The following is a 15,817-nucleotide window of genomic DNA, read 5'->3' as shown; positions in this document are numbered from 1 at the left end:
ACCGCTCATACGGACGCCCCTTACTGCGCCGAAACAGTACGCAGTAAGGGGCATTTTTATCTACACGGACGTATGCGGTCCGCCGGCAAGAACGAAGTTGCGGAACCGCTCCACTACGGGAAGCATGTTGTGCCGCTTGTGGACAGCCATAAAAAGATAGCGCCGATCGGCCTTGTCCGCAATGGGAACGCGTTCCACCTCATAATGGCGCAATAAATAAAAGTCCGGCATGACGGCAATACCGTAGCCTGCAGCGACAAAACCGGCCATGGCGTTATCCTCCTCGATATGACAGACCACGTCGGGATGAGAGTCCGCCCGCTGCAGCAGATCTTCCACCATGGAATGCATGCCGCTGCTCTTATGAAAGGCAATAAAGGGATACGGCTCAATTTCTTTGAGTGAGACGGACGCCCGATTGGCCAGGGGATGGCCTTTGGGCACTACGAGGACGAGCCGCTCTTCAATGACAGGATAAAAGAGAATGTCCGGCTCATCGGCGACGGCGGAACAAAAGACGAGATCCACCGTCTCTTCTTTCAGCTTCTTAATGAGTTCCCGTGTCGTTCCCTGAATGAAATCAAATTCGATTGCCTCATTCCCCTCGATGTTGTGAAACTGTGTAATCATATTCGGTACCGCCGTATAACCCATGGTATAGACAAATCCCAGGTTAATGAGTCCGCGGTCGGGCCGCGTATAGGCCTTCATGATCTGCAGGCCGCGGCGCAGTTCTTCAAGAGATTTGGTGACATACGGGTAAAACATTTTCCCGTACTGCGTGAGAAAAATGTTGCGACCCCTTTTTTCAAAAAGGGGGACGCCCATTTCTTTTTCCAAGTCCCGTACGGCCCGGTTCAAGCTGGGCTCCGTAATATATAAGCTTTCCGCCGCCTTGCGATAGTGCTCCGTTTCCGCCAAGGTTACAAAATACTCGAGCTGTTTCAAATTCACGGCCGATCCCCCCTGATACAAAAGACGCATACAGCAGCAATTAATAGAGTATGTGCAATATCTTCAGTTCATTTCTCTATTAATTTTTGTAACGGCGGCGCTCCTTCAATACGGCTTAAACACTTGTTTCCCCGTCGTTTTCCGCACTTATGTAAGAGAAGTGTATATGAGATTTTCGCCGTTTTACGCTGAACAGGCACGCCAATATGCTCCAAGCTTATCATATTTAATAGCTTTTTTAAACTGATACGGGCAAAACTAAAAATTGTTCTCCCGGAAAGGACAACGTATAATAGTCACGAAAAGAACGATTAGTTCTGTTTTTCACTTGTATTTCTTGTACGACCAGCAGGGAGGATTTTCTCATGACCACGCAATTTCCGCATATTTTCGAGCCCTTCACGGTAAAGCGCACGACTTTCCGTAACCGCGTCATTATGCCGCCTATGGGGACGAACTATGCCACCTTCTCCGGTGAAGTTTCGGAAGAAATGAAAGACTATTACGGCCTGCGCGCCCGCGGCGGCACGGCGCTCATTACCGTAGAAAACGCCTGTATCGACTATCCTTTGGCGACAAACGGAACAAAGCAACTGCGCATCGACAGCAAGCAGTTCATGCCGGGGTTGTTTGAGCTGACCGAACGGATCCATAAATACGGCGCCCTTGCGTCCATTCAGTTAAACCATGCCGGCGCCTCGGCTTATCCGGAACGCCTCGGCGGCCTCCAGTCCGTTTCGTCTTCTTCCGTTCCGTCCAAGGAAGGCAATCCGGCTCCGCGCCCCTTGACGAAGCGGGAGATTCTCAACATTGTCGACAAATACGCCGAAGCGGCGGAACGCGCTGTCGGCGCCGGCTTCGACATGGTCGAAATCCACGGCGGCCACTCGTACCTCCTGGATCAGTTCTTGTCGCCTCTTTACAATAAACGAACCGACGAATTCGGCGGCTCCTACGAAAACAGAGCCCGTTTCGCCCGTCTCGTCACGGAAGCGGTACGTGCCAAGGTCGGCAAATGGGTTCCCGTTTCTTTCCGTATTTCGGCTGATGAATTTATTGAAGGCGGCAATACGATTGAAGATACATTGGCACTCCTCGAATATATCGTTCCCGAAGTGGATATCATCAACGTATCGGCAGCCGTAAACGATTCCATTCAATATCAGATTGATAAATGCGACCTGCCTGACGGCTGGAGAGCGTACCTCTCCGAAGCGGTCAGGAAAAAATTCGGCAAGCCCGTCATCCTGTCCGGCAACATTCGCGACCCGAAGATTGCCGATGACATTTTAGGTGCCGGCAAGACGGATTTTCTCGCCATCGGCCGCGGTCTCATTGCCGATCCGGACTGGGTCAATAAATCACGGCGCGGCCGGGCGGACTGTATCCGCAAGTGCATCAGCTGCAACATCGGCTGTGCGGATCACCGTATTGCCAAATCCAAACCCGTTCGCTGCACGGTCAACCCGGCGGTTATTGAAGGCGAAGCATACAAGCGCCTGCACATTACGCGCCCCCTCCACGTCGTCGTCATCGGTGCCGGCACGGGCGGTTTGGAAGCGGCCTGTACGGCGGCGGAAGTAGGCTGCCGCGTAACGGTTATCGAAAAACGCCGGGAAGTGGGCGGCATGGCCCGCCGTATTGCCCGCTTCCCGGAAAAACGCCGCATTGAAGACTGCCCGGCATACCTGGAAAAACGCGCCGCCGCTCTGCCGAATCTGGAAATCCGCCTGAACACGACGGCGACGAAGGAACTCCTCGAAGAGCTGCAGCCGGACATCCTCTACGCCGCAACGGGCTCCGTTCCCATGCTGCCGCCCATTGAAGGGCTGCGCGAGCTGACCGATGCGGAAGGCTCCAACATCCGTTCCATTGAAGGCTTCATGGCGAATATTCCCTACTACGAAGCAAACGCGGAAGGCAAAAAAATCGTCATCATCGGCGCCGGCGCCGTCGGCCTGGATGTCATGGAATTCTTCGCTCTGCGCAAGGCGCATGTAACGGTCATCGAAATGATGCCGTCCTTTGGCAAGGATTTGGACGTCGTTTCGAAATCGACGTTTAAGGAGCTCCTGAAAACCCATCCCGTCGACATGCATCTCGGTACGGCCCTGCAAAAAGCCTGCCCCGATAAATTCGTCGCCGCAAAAGACGGCGTCGCGGCGGACTACCCCTTCGACTACGGCTTCATCTGTATGGGCCTCGTCCCGGACATTCCGTCGGACAATCCCTTTGAAACGTATGCCGACGAAAAAGGTATCCCCTTCTGCAACTTCGGCAACAGCCGCAAGACCGGTCAAATCATGCACGGCACGGAATTGGGCCGCGACATTCTTCAGACCATCGACTCCGTCGGCGGCTTTGATAAATAGCTTGTGCGGCATACATCATGTCGTTTAAAGTGAAATTTCACACACATACAGTATTTTTATTTAGGAGGAAGTATCATGGGTAAAATCGCAGTTACTGAACGAGTTACGGGTCATACGGAATTAATCGGCTTAATCGCTTATCCTATTCGCCACAGCATGTCGCCGACCATGCACAACGAAGCCTTCAAAAAATTGGGCCTCGACTACGTATATGTTTGCTTTGAAGTGGATAACTCGACACTCGAAGATACGGTCAAAGGCCTGCGCGCCATGAAGGTACGCGGCTGGAACGTTTCCATGCCGAACAAGGGACCCATTACGCAGTACCTTGACAAGCTCTCTCCCGCTTCACAGATCGTCGGCGCCTGCAACACCGTCGTCAACGACAACGGCGTACTCACGGGTACGATTACGGACGGCACGGGCGCAATGCAGTCCCTCATTGAAGAAGGCGTGGAATACAAAGGCAGGAAAATGACCATCGTCGGTGCCGGCGGCGCGGCTACGGCCATCCTCGTCCAGGCGGCCCTCGACGGCGTTCGTGAAATCGCGGTCTTCAACCGGAAAGACGAATTCTTCCCCAAGGCGGAACGTGTCATCGGCGAACTGCGGAGCCGTACAGAATGCAAGGTTACGTTGTATGATTTGGCGGACCGCGCCGCCCTCAAGCGCGAACTGGACAGCAGCGACATTTACATTGACGGCACGTCATGCGGCATGAAACCGTTGGAAGACGTCGTCGCCATTCCCGACAAGTCGTACCTCCACAAGGAGCTGGTCGTCATGGATACGGTATATGCGCCGCGCGAAACGAAGCTCATGAAATGGGCCCGGGAAACGGGCTGCCATACGTTTAACGGTCTCGGCATGATGCTCTATCAGGGTGCTGCGGCCTTCAAGCTTTGGACCGGCAAGGATATGCCCGTCGACTTCATTAAAGACGTATTATTCTAATTAATGCAGATACAAAAGGAGATTATTCTAATGGAGCAAACACATTCGTACCGCCCCTTGTGCCTCAGCCTGTATCTGAACTACTTCGTACACGGCATCGGCGTACTCATTCTCGCACAAAATATGGATGCCCTCGCAGCCCGTTGGGGCAGTCTGGCAGATGTCATGAGCGTCATCGGCATGCTCGGCATCGGCCGCCTTATCGTGCTCTTCGTATCGGGTAAATTATCCGATAAATACGGCCGCAAGCCCTTCGTACTCCTCGGCATGGTGACGTACATCGCCTTTTTCCTCGGCATTCTCGTCAGCCCGACTACGACGGTTGCGTACATTTTCGGCATTCTCGCCGGTATTGCCAACTCCTTCCTCGACGCCGGCACCTATCCGGCGCTGATTGAATCATATCCGGAAAGCGCCAGCACCGTTACGGTTCTCCTCAAGGCCTTCATCTCGGCCGGCCAGTTCCTCCTGCCCCTTTTCATCGGCATGCTCGTCGTCATGAACGCATGGTACGGCTGGTCCTTCATCGCCGCCGCCGTTATTTTGGCCTTGAACTTCCTCATCATGCTGAAAATGTCCTATCCGTCCATGAATCCCGTCAAGAAAGACACCGGTACGGAAGAAGGCGCCGTGCAGGAAGCACCGAAGTCCAAATGGTATATTGAAGGCATCTGCTTTGTTCTTTACGGCTACATTTCCCAGGCCACGTTCTATCTGATCAGCCAGTGGCTCACCAAATACGGCGTCGCAGTCGCGCAGATGGGCGATATGGCGGCGCGTTCCCTCATGAGCTACTACTCCATCGGCTCCTTGGCCTGCGTTTTCTTTACGGCAGCCGTTACGAAGAAGGGCGTTCGCCCCATTACGCTCCTCGTGGCGTATACTCTCATTTCCACCTTGGCCATCGGCGGTCTGTACTACTATCCGTCCGCAGCGCTCGCACCGGTTCTCTCGGCGGTTGTAGGCTTCTCCGCAGCAGGCGGCGTTATGCAGCTCGGCCTCGTCATGATGACGGAAATGTTCCCCAAAGGTAAGGGCACGATGACCGGTATTTTTTATACGACCGGCTCCATCGCTTCCTTTACGATTCCCGTCGTTACGGGCTACATGGCCGACAGCGGCATCAACACGATCATGGGCCTCGACGCGGCTATCGCCCTGGCGGGCTTCGTCATTGCCTGCATCATCTATGTCCGCTATAACAGCGTCATGAAAGAAAGACGCACAGCATAATTACACTCAGGAGGATATCAGACTATGATTAAAATCGGAACGGTCCCCTTGGACAACGGCATTCCCAAAATTTGCGTGCCCATCGTCGGCCGCACCATAGACGAGCTCGTCCAGGAATGCAAGTACCTGCAGGACAAGATTTACGACGTCGTCGAACTGCGTATCGACTTTCTCAGGGACGTAAAGTCTCTCGACGCCGTCGGCGCGGCCCTCGACGCGGTTCGCCGGGAATTGCCGCAGAGCGCGCTCCTCTTCACATTCCGCACGAAGGAAGAAGGGGGAGAAACGGAAATTCCGGAAGCGTACTACTTCGAGCTCATTCAATACGCCGTCAAGAGCGGTAAGATCGATGCCGCGGACCTGGAATATTTTCGCAATCACGATTCCGTCAGGGAAGCCGTTGCGGCTGCCGAGGAGGCCGGTGTAACCGTCGTCATGAGCAACCACGATTTCGACAAGACGCCGGCATTCGACGAAATTTGCTCCCGCCTTATCGGCATGAAAAAGCTCGGCGCCCATGTGGCCAAGCTCGCCTGCATGCCCCAATCGGCAAAGGACGTACTCACTCTGCTGAGCGCTACGGAAAACGTAAAGTCTCAGTATCCGGATGAACCGCTTATTACCATGTCCATGGGCAAGCTCGGTGCGGTCAGCCGCATCAGCGGTGAAATTTTCGGCTCCGCCCTGACCTTCGGCTCCGCCAAGCAGGCGTCGGCACCGGGCCAAATCGAAGTAACGATGCTGCAAAAGATTCTTCAGACCTTGCACTAAGACGCACAAAGACACATAAAGGCGCCCCTGCGCTGATTCGCAGGGGCGCCTTTATGTGTCTTATCCCGTACCGCGGCTGATATATTGGCGAATGGTACAGGTTTCCCTATAGCCGTCGGCCAGAACGATGGCATCGAGCTCCAAATCCTCCAAGTCGTCGAGGAGAGCTTCGGTCATGCGATGCTGCACGGCATTATAACCGCTGCAGAAGAGGACGCGCCGCTCCGTTTCACTGCGAAAGAGACCGCGCGGATGGCGAATAAGCTTGGCCAACAGGGCCGGTGTAACGACGGCCCCCATAGGCCGGTTCATGATAAGCGCCGCCTGTTCCGCCCCTGCTACCCGCTCTTCGGTCAGCGGTGAACCGAGCATTTGCAGATTGACGACGCCGATGATCATATTACAGTGCTGCGGCAGGGGAATATCATCGGCAAGAGGCGCCTTCAGCCACTTGTGATGGGCCACATCCGCTTCGGCAAGATTGTACCAGGCCGGATGACGGCCGCGCAAATAGTCAAGCGTTTCCGCCAAAAACGCCTTCCTTTCCGGCAGGCCCGCATCGCCCGGAATCCAGGCGGGAACACGCCGGGCTTCTATCTTTTCGGCGCAAAAGGCTTCCAACTCGTTCCTGTCGTCCGTGCGTATAATATCTATTTGTTCCGCATTTCCCAGGCGTTCCGTATCGGCGGTCACCGTACTGGTCACGACGATGGGCAAATTTGCTCCGTGTCCGTACGTCACCAATCGTTCCAAGACGGTCGTCTTGCCGCCGGCGCCGACAATCGCCGTAATTCCGGGCTGCAAAAAGCGCAGCCACCGTTTATCTTCCGCCATATTCAGCCTCCTTATCGTCATCTCTCACAGTTTATATCTTTTTGTATGTGTTACGCCTTTGCCGCATTAGGCCGCTGCGGATTGACGAAAAAAGACCCTTTGTTACACTGCAGTACCCGTTCCGTCAATTCATCGGGGCCGATTTTACCGTACAAATCGGCTTCTTCCGCGTAGAGCGGCATGGGCATAAAAAGCTGTATGACCTTACCGTCATCCGTCCTTACGGCGCCCAGTTCACCGTCAAATTGCAGGAGAACCGCATCGGAAAAGGCGACGTACCGCTCGCTCGTCGGCAGGACAAAGCCGTAGGACAGCCACATCCCGTTTTCATGGGGAAAGCGCCCCACATCGGCCAGAAAGCGCACGGGCCAAGGATAATCAGCCGTGTCCGCCGACACGTCCCGGGCCGCAGAAAAGGGCCAGTCACCCGGCAGCATCATGTAAAGCTCCGCCAAGCAGGCATCATCTGCGGCTCCGCCCAGGTATTCGGCCATGGAAAGACCGCTCATGCCCGTCGTGTAGAGAAAGTAAAAGGGTTCTTCTTCCGTCGGATACAGGACGGTCACGTCCACGCCTACAGGCTGAAGCCGATCCGCTTTGAAGACGCGGCTCGCCCGTTCGGGAAAAAGACCTGCAAAATACAGGGACACTTCGCGGCTGTAATCGTATCGCTCCCTTTCCGTTTCGCCCGTCACGGCATGGGAAGGAAAAGACGGCACATATTCGCTCACAATATATCCTCCTTTATGATTTTACTTATTATAACACAAACCGGTGCGGACTCGGCATAGGCAGTCGGTATTTCTGCAATATAAATTTTCACCCGGACATTTCCGACCTGCGCGTACACGAATAAGCCGAACCGCGCGAACAGGCACGCCTGCCGTTTCCGGTATGGCGTGCCTGTTCGCTTTAACAGCGTTATATGGGGGAGGCGCTGTCCTATATACAAGTAAGAGTTTTAGAATTTATACGTCGCCTGAATGCGCGTGTAGTCGCCGAGCTTGAAGCTTTCCGAGCCGTAGAGCGTGTCGCGCTTGCCGATGCCCTTGGCGTCGAAGGTGTAGAAGGCCTCGATGAGGAAATCCCTGGCCGGCACGTAGCCCGCACCGACGGTGAAGGACTTGATGCCGTCCAGATACCGGTCCGGCACACCCTCCGTGCCGTTGCCGCCGAAGAAAGAGCCGTGCTGGAAGTACTTGTAGTCCGCAAAGGCGTTCCAGCTGCCCGGCACCTCCGTATCGACACGGCCGACATCGAAGCGCAGTACCCAGAATCGGGGCGTACCGCCTGCCGCCCTGCCGTCAATGGTAAAGTCCGACGTACCGATCTTATTCGTATAGAGCGTGTGCCCGTTCAGCATACGGCCGAAGTCCGTTCGATTCTGTCCCCAGTCGAAGGAGACGCGCAGCTTGTCGCCTATGCGCCAGGCCGCACCGAGGCCGATGACATTGGCCAGCTTGTCGTACGTATAGATATCGTTGTTGTTGCCGTGCGCATAGGCGAGATGCGCCCTGTCATCACCCAGGGAACGCAGGTACCAGGCCTGGACGCCGAAGCGGTCGCCGAATTGGTGCTTGAACTGGATGAAGCCGGCCCGGTCGATGGCGGGAACACAGTCCTGCACGAGGACCGTGCCGAGGACGGGAATGACAATGCCGCCGCCCAGGGCTACCGGCGCCTTACCCAGGATTTCCTGCAGAGGCATGGAATTGTTATCTTCCGGCTGCCATTGAGATAGATACCTTAAAAATTGTTCAGAACCTTCCTTCATCCAATATTTTACGAGGGCATCAAGGGAACGGCGGCCTTCTTCTTCCCGCGTAAACCGCGTAAAGTCACGGGTCAGATCCAATTGATCCGGTCTGAACCCGATTTGATACGAGCCGTAGTACCCGCCCGGCTCCTGACTGCCTGTGTATTCGCCGTAAAAGAGAAAATCCAGCTCCACTCTGCCGCTGACATCGGAACGGGAAAAGCCGTCCGTGAGATGGCCTTCAGCAAATGGGTACAGCTGATTCCACATGATCTCGCCGTTCCGGCGAAGGAAGTCCGTATTGAACAGTTCGTCCCAATTATGAGCTTCGAAATACGAATACATAGTGTTGTGTTTTACAATATATTCGCCGACGAAAGCGCCGGTTTTTTCATCGAATACCCGCGCCCGATACCAGGCATCGGGCGCCCACGGAAAGATCTGATTCCATCCTCCCGTTGAAATCAGTTTTTCATAGGTCTTTCGATCCTGCGCCTTAATGACCTCCAAATACTGGCGGCCCAATTGCAATTGTTCTTCCAGGGATCCGGCCTGATCCATTTTTTCCTTTAAACTGATATATTCGTCCACGTTAGTATCCCACAGCCATTCATCCTTGGTCGGCGCCCGATAAAAGAGCTGCCGCGTCGCGTGGGTGTAAGCCGAGTCGCTGATGCCCGTGCTGCGGCCGAAACCGCCGTAGCCGACGCGCACCTGGTTCTTTCCGCTCGTCCAGACGGCGCGGCCGCCGTCGTATTCCTTGCCGAACCAGTAGCCCGTTACACCCAGAGGCTCCGTCAGGCGGCCGACGGAGAAGTCCCACTTCTTCACATGCCGCGTTATGTCCGCCTTGTCCAGACCCTGATGATTCAGGCCCTTGGAATCGGAAATATCGTGCCTCGTATCGACGCCTGTCATTCCCGACGCGCTGCCCAGGACGGTGACGTTCGTACGGTCGTCGAGGCGGGCGTCGATCCCCAGCTGCAGCCGCTGCTCGAATCCGTGTGCCGGCCGGTCGAACATATTCTTTTCCGCCGTGCCGACGGCCGCAACACTAGTTACACGGGCCGCCGCACGGTCGGCACCGCCGTGGCTGTTCCAGCGGCCACGGTACGAGCCGAGCAGGCGGATTCCCCGTTCTTTCTGCTCCTCAAAGGGCGGCGTAATGAACCAGCCGGCCGGGCTGCGTTCTTCCGCTGCGGCGGAGTGCTTCGTTCCTGCGTGAGCCGCACCGCTACGGCCGTCCTCGGCGCCGCCGAACTTCATATTCACGCCGAGCTTATATACCCGTTCCTGGAGCGCCCGGTCGTCGTCGTGATGATTGAACAGGTTGTCAATGCCGAAATACACCATTGCGTCCTTCGACAGGTCCTTTTGCACCAGGATGTTCCATAAACCGAAGGTCTTCTTTTCATACGTCTGTTTTCCCCCTTCGGCAAAATGATATCCCGCCTTCGTTCCGTCATAGTCGATGTAATTGCCGTTATTGGCAACGGTCCGGCTGTCGAGCATGCGGATATAATAGTTTCCCCATAACGAAGCGCGCCAGCCGCCTTTTTTATTCTCATACGTAATGCCGACGTCCACCTTATGCTGCGGCTTGTCCAGCAGCTGCCGCGGCATATCGGGGTCGCTCTTGTTGACGGCATGGAGATACGTATAGCCCAGCTTACCGGACCAATGATCATTGAAGCGATGCTCCACCTGCGCCTCCAGCCCCGTGATCTCGGCTTTGCCGATATTCTTGAAGCTGTAGATCATATCGGGCGGAACCACCCACTTCCACTCATCGCTTATGCTGGGATTGAAATCCATCAGATAGCCTGTGAAATAGGTCGTCATATAGTCCCTGATGCGGTTGTGAAAAAGGTTCAGCCGCGTCATCGTCGCAGCCGTTTCCCGCTCTACGCCTATATCAAGGTTAAGGGATTTTTCCGGCCGCAGCCGCGGATTGCCGGCCCAGTAATAGCCCAGCTTGCCCAAATCAAAGCCGACGGGCATGCCGGCGTACATCTCCCAGTTGTAGTAGAGCTCGCCCATGCCCGGTTCCGCATAGCCCGTGCCGACATTGGCCTTGAGCCGCCAGCTCGGCTTCCCCCGCAGCATATGGGTCATGCCCAGGTTGAAGGTCAGCGTCGTGCCGAACAGGCTGCTGTGATCGAGGCGCAGTATGGGCGTCAGCGTCGTGTTTTGATTGAGCTGCCACGTATCCTGTACGAAGAAATGCTCCTTTTTTATTTCGGCTTCACCGATAGTCTGCCTGTTTTTCCGCTTGGCGTATTCTTCCTTAAAGCTGTGCCCTTTATAGGTGATCGGCTCCTTGGTATAAATGCTGCTCTGCGTGTAATAATGAAGAACACGGGTCCGCTCGCCTCCGTCATGCGTATTTTCCTCGCGCAGGAGCCGCGTAAATTCCTTCCACCGCGCCATGGCCTCGGCCGGAACGTTACTGCCTTGAGCGTAAGGGCCGTATTCCAGATAGTCTTCCCACGTGTAAGGAGGCTTAAGGGAATTTCCCGCTTCGTCGCGTATCCCGTACAGCTCGTACGCTTCGTCATAGTACGGGATCCCCTTGCTGTTGGTAAACAGCAGATAATCGTGGATCCTGGAGGCCGGTTCTCCTTTCCCGCCCTTGCTGTACAGGTTTTTATCATAATCCCAGGGGTTGATATACCGGGTATAGGTCTGCGGCGCACTTTTCAGACGGCTGCCTTTGCCCGTCTCTCTCGTATAGCCGAGCCCGTAGGTCAGCAAATGGCGGTCATTGATCTGCGTATTGGCCGACGCCTTGATATCCAGCTGCTTGTGGATGACGTCGTCCAGGTAGGCGAGTGTGTTCTTCCCCTCATACGGCGATTTTCCGTAATAAGACGTCAGCGTAATGTCGTCTTCGTTCATCTTCGCGTAATCCACGTCGATCTTCCAGTCCGTACTGCCGCCGTTATTGCCCGTGTAGGACAGGCGGTACGTGTTGCGCGCCAAGTCGCGTTTAAAATGTGCGGTTCGCTACCCGAATTCGAATGCTTCACATACCGCTCCATATCCTCCTTCGTACGGTCCGCATTGAATTCGATCCGCTGCCGGGCGCCCAGGTCATAGGCGGCGGAGAAGCCGATGTTCTTGATGTCCCCGTAATAGCGGAGGGAGTTGTGCACGAGAGAACCGTCGTCAATACCGCCGCCGGGAATGATGCCGGCAAAGCCCTTGATGCCGTAGATCGGCGGGATATCCCGCTTACTGCCGTAGAGGGCAAAGCGGAAATTGCCGATTCGCCCCGAATCGGCCCGCAGGAAAAAGTTGGAATACGGGAAGATGTCGCCGTTCCCCTTGATGCGCCGCCCTTCGGCATTGAGCTGCAGGCCCGGATTCTTGGCGGCTTTGCGGGTAATAACGTTGACGACGCCGCCGATGGCGTCGGCTCCGTATTTGGCGGACGCCGCGCCGCGGATGATCTCGATGCGCTCCACGTTTTCCGTTCCCAAGCGCTGCAGCTCGTCACCGGCGCCGGTATACTTGGCAAAATCCCCCATGACGGGCTGGCCGTCGATGAGAATCAGCGTATGCCGCGGCTCGGCACCGCGAATGGATACGCCTACACGGCCCATGGCATCGACCGTCCGGGTCACGCCGGTTTCATTGAAGATAATGTCCTCGACGGATTTCGCCTGCTTGGCGGCGATGTCCTCCTTCGTGATAATCGTCGTGCTCTGGGATTCGTACTTGGCTTCTTCCTTAGCCGCGTCGGCGGCGACTACGATATCCCCCGTCGCAATGTGATGTCCCCCCCCTGTGGACTGTCTGCCGCACAAACGGGCAGAGCCAGCCAGGTCAGGACGGCACAATTCAGAATAAGGTACTTCGTTTTCCTGTTGACGTGATACTTCATACTTCCGTTCGCCTCCTATTATCAATATACATACACATAATTCCGATCATACTGTTTATATTCAATATTGATTATAAATGTTATTATTTTTATAATACGGAATAAGCCTGTCTTCTTCCACTCCATTCGGACCGAAAATAATCCGTTCGGACAAAAACAATAAAATTTATATATCTGTTTTGCATAAAATTACATGTATCTATGACTGAACCGAATCGCTCCGGAGCGTCTCCGGGCACAAAAAAAGTCCCGCAACAACTGCGGGACGTCTTTTTGTCGCTGTACGCAATATAATATCTTTTACGTTTCCGTCGCTTCCTGCGGTGTTTGCGAACCGCGCTCACGACCGGCATGATTTTTCCAAACAACCCATAAGGACGTGTCCACGCAAATGGACGAATAGGCGCCGCTGATAAAGCCGATCAGCATGACGAGGGAAAAGTTCTTCGTCGACTCGCCGCCGAAGAAATGAAGGGAACCGCAGGCGAGCAGGACCGTCGTCAGCGTGTACAGGCTGCGGTGGATGCTCTGGGCAATGCTGTCGGCGGCCAGCTGCTCGTACGTATCGGTTCGCCTGTGGGTGCGCGTGTTTTCACGGACCCTGTCGAAGATGACGACGGCTTCGTTCATGGAATACCCGACAACCGTCAAAACGGCCGCCAAAAAGGACGAGTCGATTTCCAACTGAAAGAAAGAAAATACACCGAGGACCATGATCAAATCGTGAAGTATCGACACAAGGGCCGAAATGGCGATTTTATACTCGAACCGAAAGGAAATGTATGCAGCCAAGGCGAGAAAGGCGACGGCCAAGCTCATGACGGCATTTTTCGTCACTTCCGCGCCGATGACGGCACCGACCGATTCGGTCCGCTTCACTTCGGCACCGCCCAGTTTTTGATTCAACGCCGCCGCGAGAGCGCCGCTTTCATCGCTGGAGAGATTGCGCATGCGAATCATGACGTCCTGCGACGATTCCTGATCGGTTACGCCGGACAGCTGAATGACGCTGCTTTCCAAATTCATTTGCGACGAATCGACGACGTCACGCACTTCCGCAACCGTTACGGGACGGGAAAAGCGTAAATCCAAAATCGTGCCGCCCGTATAGTCGATGCCGAAATTAAAGCCGTACATAAAAATGGAAATCAAGCTCGCCGCGACGAGAACGGACGAGAGCGTAAACCACCATTTGCGATGTTTTACAATATTGAATCTCATGCCAATCCCCCCTTTTTATCACCATTTTTTTCTATCTTCCCGTTCAGGCCGTAGAACCAGGGATTGGTCAAAAATCCCGTATTGATGAACCACGTGAGCAGTGAACGGCTGACGAGGATGGCCGTAAACATGCTGACGACAATACCGAGGGCCAAGTTGACGGCAAAGCCCCGTACCGTGCCGGCACCCATGACAATGAGGACGACGGCGGCAATCATAACGGACACATTCGCATCCAAAATGGTGTTGAAAGCCCGCTTAAACCCGGCCTGCATGGACGTGCGCAGGCTTTTGCCGACGAGGACCTCTTCCTTAAAGCGTTCAAAGATGAGGATGTTCGCATCGACGGCAAAGCCCATGGAGAGAATGATCCCGGCAATACCGGGCAAGGTCAGCGTCGCGTCGAGATATTTTAAAACAGACAATAAAATCAATACGTACACGAGAAGAGCCACGTTGGCGACAATCCCGGACATGCGGTAAATGACGACGAGGAAAATCATGATCAATATGATGCCGATGGCAAAGGCCCGTTCACTTTTTTCCTTCGAGTCCTGACCGAGGCTCGGCCCGATAGTGCGGACTTCCAAGACCTTCAGCTTGACCGGCAGGGCGCCGGAGCGCAGGAGAATTGCGAGATTCTTCGCTTCTTCCAGGGACTGACTGCCCGTAATGACGGCCTTGCCGCCCGTAATGGCTTCATTGACGACAGGCGACGTCAATACTTCACCGTCGAGGGTAATGGAAATGCGGTGGCCGATATTGGCGGCCGTAAGGTCCGCAAATTTCTGCGCCCCTTCATCGGTGAAATCTATGGCGACGACGTTTTTCTTGCCGTTGTCGATCTGTTCCTTCGCGTTTTTCAAGTCGCTGCCCGTCATGCGGGTCGTGCCGCTTTCATCCTTAAATTCCATAACCGCCGTCTTGCCGATGGTCTCAATGGCCTTTTCCGGATTTTTTTCACCCGGCAGTTCGACAATAATGCGGCGGGCCCCTTCTTTCTGCACGATCGGCTCGGTCAGGCCCATTTCGTTAATACGCCGTTCCACAATGGTTACGGCCCGATTTACGGAGTCGTCCGTCACGGGTGCGTCCGGCGTGTCCTCCGCTTCCAGGACGATGTGCGTACCGCCCTGCAAATCGAGACCTTGTTTAATCGATTCGGCAAGGGGCCGAATGAAAGTAAGGAAAAAGCCGATTATAAAAATGACGGCACCGAAAAATTTAATCATATTTTTGAGTCGCAACAATGCTCCTCCTCTCCGCGAATTACGTACACTCAATATATTCTTTTTCCGTCAAAATAACGGGTATGCCGATATCATGGCCTTCTGCAGGCACCTGCGGCAGGACTTGCCCGGAAAAAGCGACGGCCATAATTGCCGCATTCCCGAGGTCCGTCAAAAAACGGTCATAAAAGCCGGCGCCCCTGCCGAGGCGATGCCCGGCACGGTCAAAGGCGAGGCCCGAGACGATGATCAGATCCAAGTCCTGCGGCGCACACACGGGCGCACCGGGACGGGCCGTGCGGATACCGCAGATATCCGGGACCGTATCCTTTATATTGCAGAGCCGGACTGCCGCCATCCGTCTGTTTTCCAGACAACGGGGCACATATATTTCTTTGCCTGCCGCCAAGGCGGCCTCAATAAACGGATCCAGACATACTTCATCAGCCATATTCAAAAAAGCCATAATACGTTGTGCCGTCTTGTATTGTACCGTTTTCAATAAATTCCTGCAAATAACGGAACTGCCTGCCGCCAGTTCGGCGGCAGGCAACGTATGTAAAAGGCCAGTCATTTGTTTACGAAGAACTTGTTTCGCCTTCATGTC

General features: G+C 54.7%; 12 protein-coding genes. 4 read left to right on the top strand and 8 right to left on the bottom strand.

Going from position 1 to position 15,817, the window contains the following annotated elements:
• Positions 1 to 60 precede the first annotated feature (60 nt).
• A complete protein-coding gene (locus tag BQ2674_RS00595; protein WP_075571960.1) occupies positions 61 to 954 on the bottom strand; it encodes a LysR family transcriptional regulator in 894 nt (297 codons plus the stop codon).
• Between the two features lie 365 nt (positions 955 to 1,319).
• Here BQ2674_RS00595 and BQ2674_RS00590 point away from each other — a divergent pair, with 365 nt between their 5' ends.
• The 4 genes from BQ2674_RS00590 (at position 1,320) to aroD (ending at position 6,284) form a co-directional block, all read left to right on the top strand.
• Positions 1,320 to 3,326, top strand: coding sequence for an oxidoreductase (locus BQ2674_RS00590; RefSeq protein ID WP_075571959.1), 2,007 nt, complete (start codon positions 1,320 to 1,322; stop codon positions 3,324 to 3,326).
• Positions 3,327 to 3,401: 75 nt separating this feature from the next.
• Entirely contained in the window at positions 3,402 to 4,280 is an 879-nt protein-coding gene (locus tag BQ2674_RS00585; protein WP_075571958.1) for a shikimate dehydrogenase, read from the top strand.
• Positions 4,281 to 4,310: 30 nt separating this feature from the next.
• On the top strand, positions 4,311 to 5,513 hold the full coding sequence (locus BQ2674_RS00580; protein WP_075571957.1) for an MFS transporter: 1,203 nt from the start codon (positions 4,311 to 4,313) through the stop codon (positions 5,511 to 5,513).
• Between the two features lie 24 nt (positions 5,514 to 5,537).
• Positions 5,538 to 6,284: a type I 3-dehydroquinate dehydratase gene (gene aroD, locus BQ2674_RS00575; RefSeq protein WP_075571956.1), complete on the top strand. Its 747-nt coding sequence runs from the start codon at positions 5,538 to 5,540 to the stop codon at positions 6,282 to 6,284.
• Positions 6,285 to 6,344: 60 nt separating this feature from the next.
• On the opposite strand, the gene yqeC is transcribed toward aroD, so the two are convergent.
• The 7 genes from yqeC to BQ2674_RS00545 all read right to left on the bottom strand — a co-directional run bounded on the left by yqeC (position 6,345) and on the right by BQ2674_RS00545 (position 15,814).
• Positions 6,345 to 7,118 carry a selenium cofactor biosynthesis protein YqeC gene (yqeC, locus tag BQ2674_RS00570; RefSeq protein WP_075571955.1) on the bottom strand — a complete coding sequence of 258 codons (774 nt, stop codon included), beginning with the start codon at positions 7,116 to 7,118 and terminating at the stop codon, positions 6,345 to 6,347.
• 50 nt (positions 7,119 to 7,168) lie between these two features.
• Positions 7,169 to 7,849: a suppressor of fused domain protein gene (locus tag BQ2674_RS00565; protein WP_159427194.1), complete on the bottom strand. Its 681-nt coding sequence runs from the start codon at positions 7,847 to 7,849 to the stop codon at positions 7,169 to 7,171.
• Between the two features lie 230 nt (positions 7,850 to 8,079).
• Positions 8,080 to 11,856, bottom strand: coding sequence for a TonB-dependent receptor domain-containing protein (locus BQ2674_RS08710; RefSeq protein ID WP_159427193.1), 3,777 nt, complete (start codon positions 11,854 to 11,856; stop codon positions 8,080 to 8,082).
• Positions 11,769 to 12,785, bottom strand: a complete 1,017-nt coding sequence (locus tag BQ2674_RS08675; RefSeq protein ID WP_316244725.1) for a TonB-dependent receptor plug domain-containing protein — start codon at positions 12,783 to 12,785, stop codon at positions 11,769 to 11,771. The genes BQ2674_RS08710 and BQ2674_RS08675 overlap by 88 nt, the downstream gene beginning before the upstream one ends.
• A gap of 275 nt (positions 12,786 to 13,060) precedes the next feature.
• The gene (secF, locus tag BQ2674_RS00555; protein WP_075571953.1) at positions 13,061 to 13,981 is read right to left on the bottom strand and encodes a protein translocase subunit SecF; all 921 of its coding nucleotides are present in this window, start codon (positions 13,979 to 13,981) and stop codon (positions 13,061 to 13,063) included.
• Positions 13,978 to 15,213: a protein translocase subunit SecD gene (gene secD, locus BQ2674_RS00550; protein ID WP_075573309.1), complete on the bottom strand. Its 1,236-nt coding sequence runs from the start codon at positions 15,211 to 15,213 to the stop codon at positions 13,978 to 13,980. Before secD ends, secF begins: the two co-directional genes overlap by 4 nt.
• 37 nt (positions 15,214 to 15,250) lie before the next feature.
• Entirely contained in the window at positions 15,251 to 15,814 is a 564-nt protein-coding gene (locus tag BQ2674_RS00545) for a 5-formyltetrahydrofolate cyclo-ligase (RefSeq protein ID WP_075571952.1), read from the bottom strand.
• Positions 15,815 to 15,817 lie beyond the last annotated feature (3 nt).

It is taken from the genome of Megasphaera coli (assembly GCF_900095855.1).
In the GTDB taxonomy this organism is placed as follows: domain Bacteria; phylum Bacillota; class Negativicutes; order Veillonellales; family Megasphaeraceae; genus Megasphaera; species Megasphaera massiliensis_A.
Note: the sequence above shows the minus strand (reverse complement) of the source record. Positions and strands in the feature narration are given on the sequence as shown.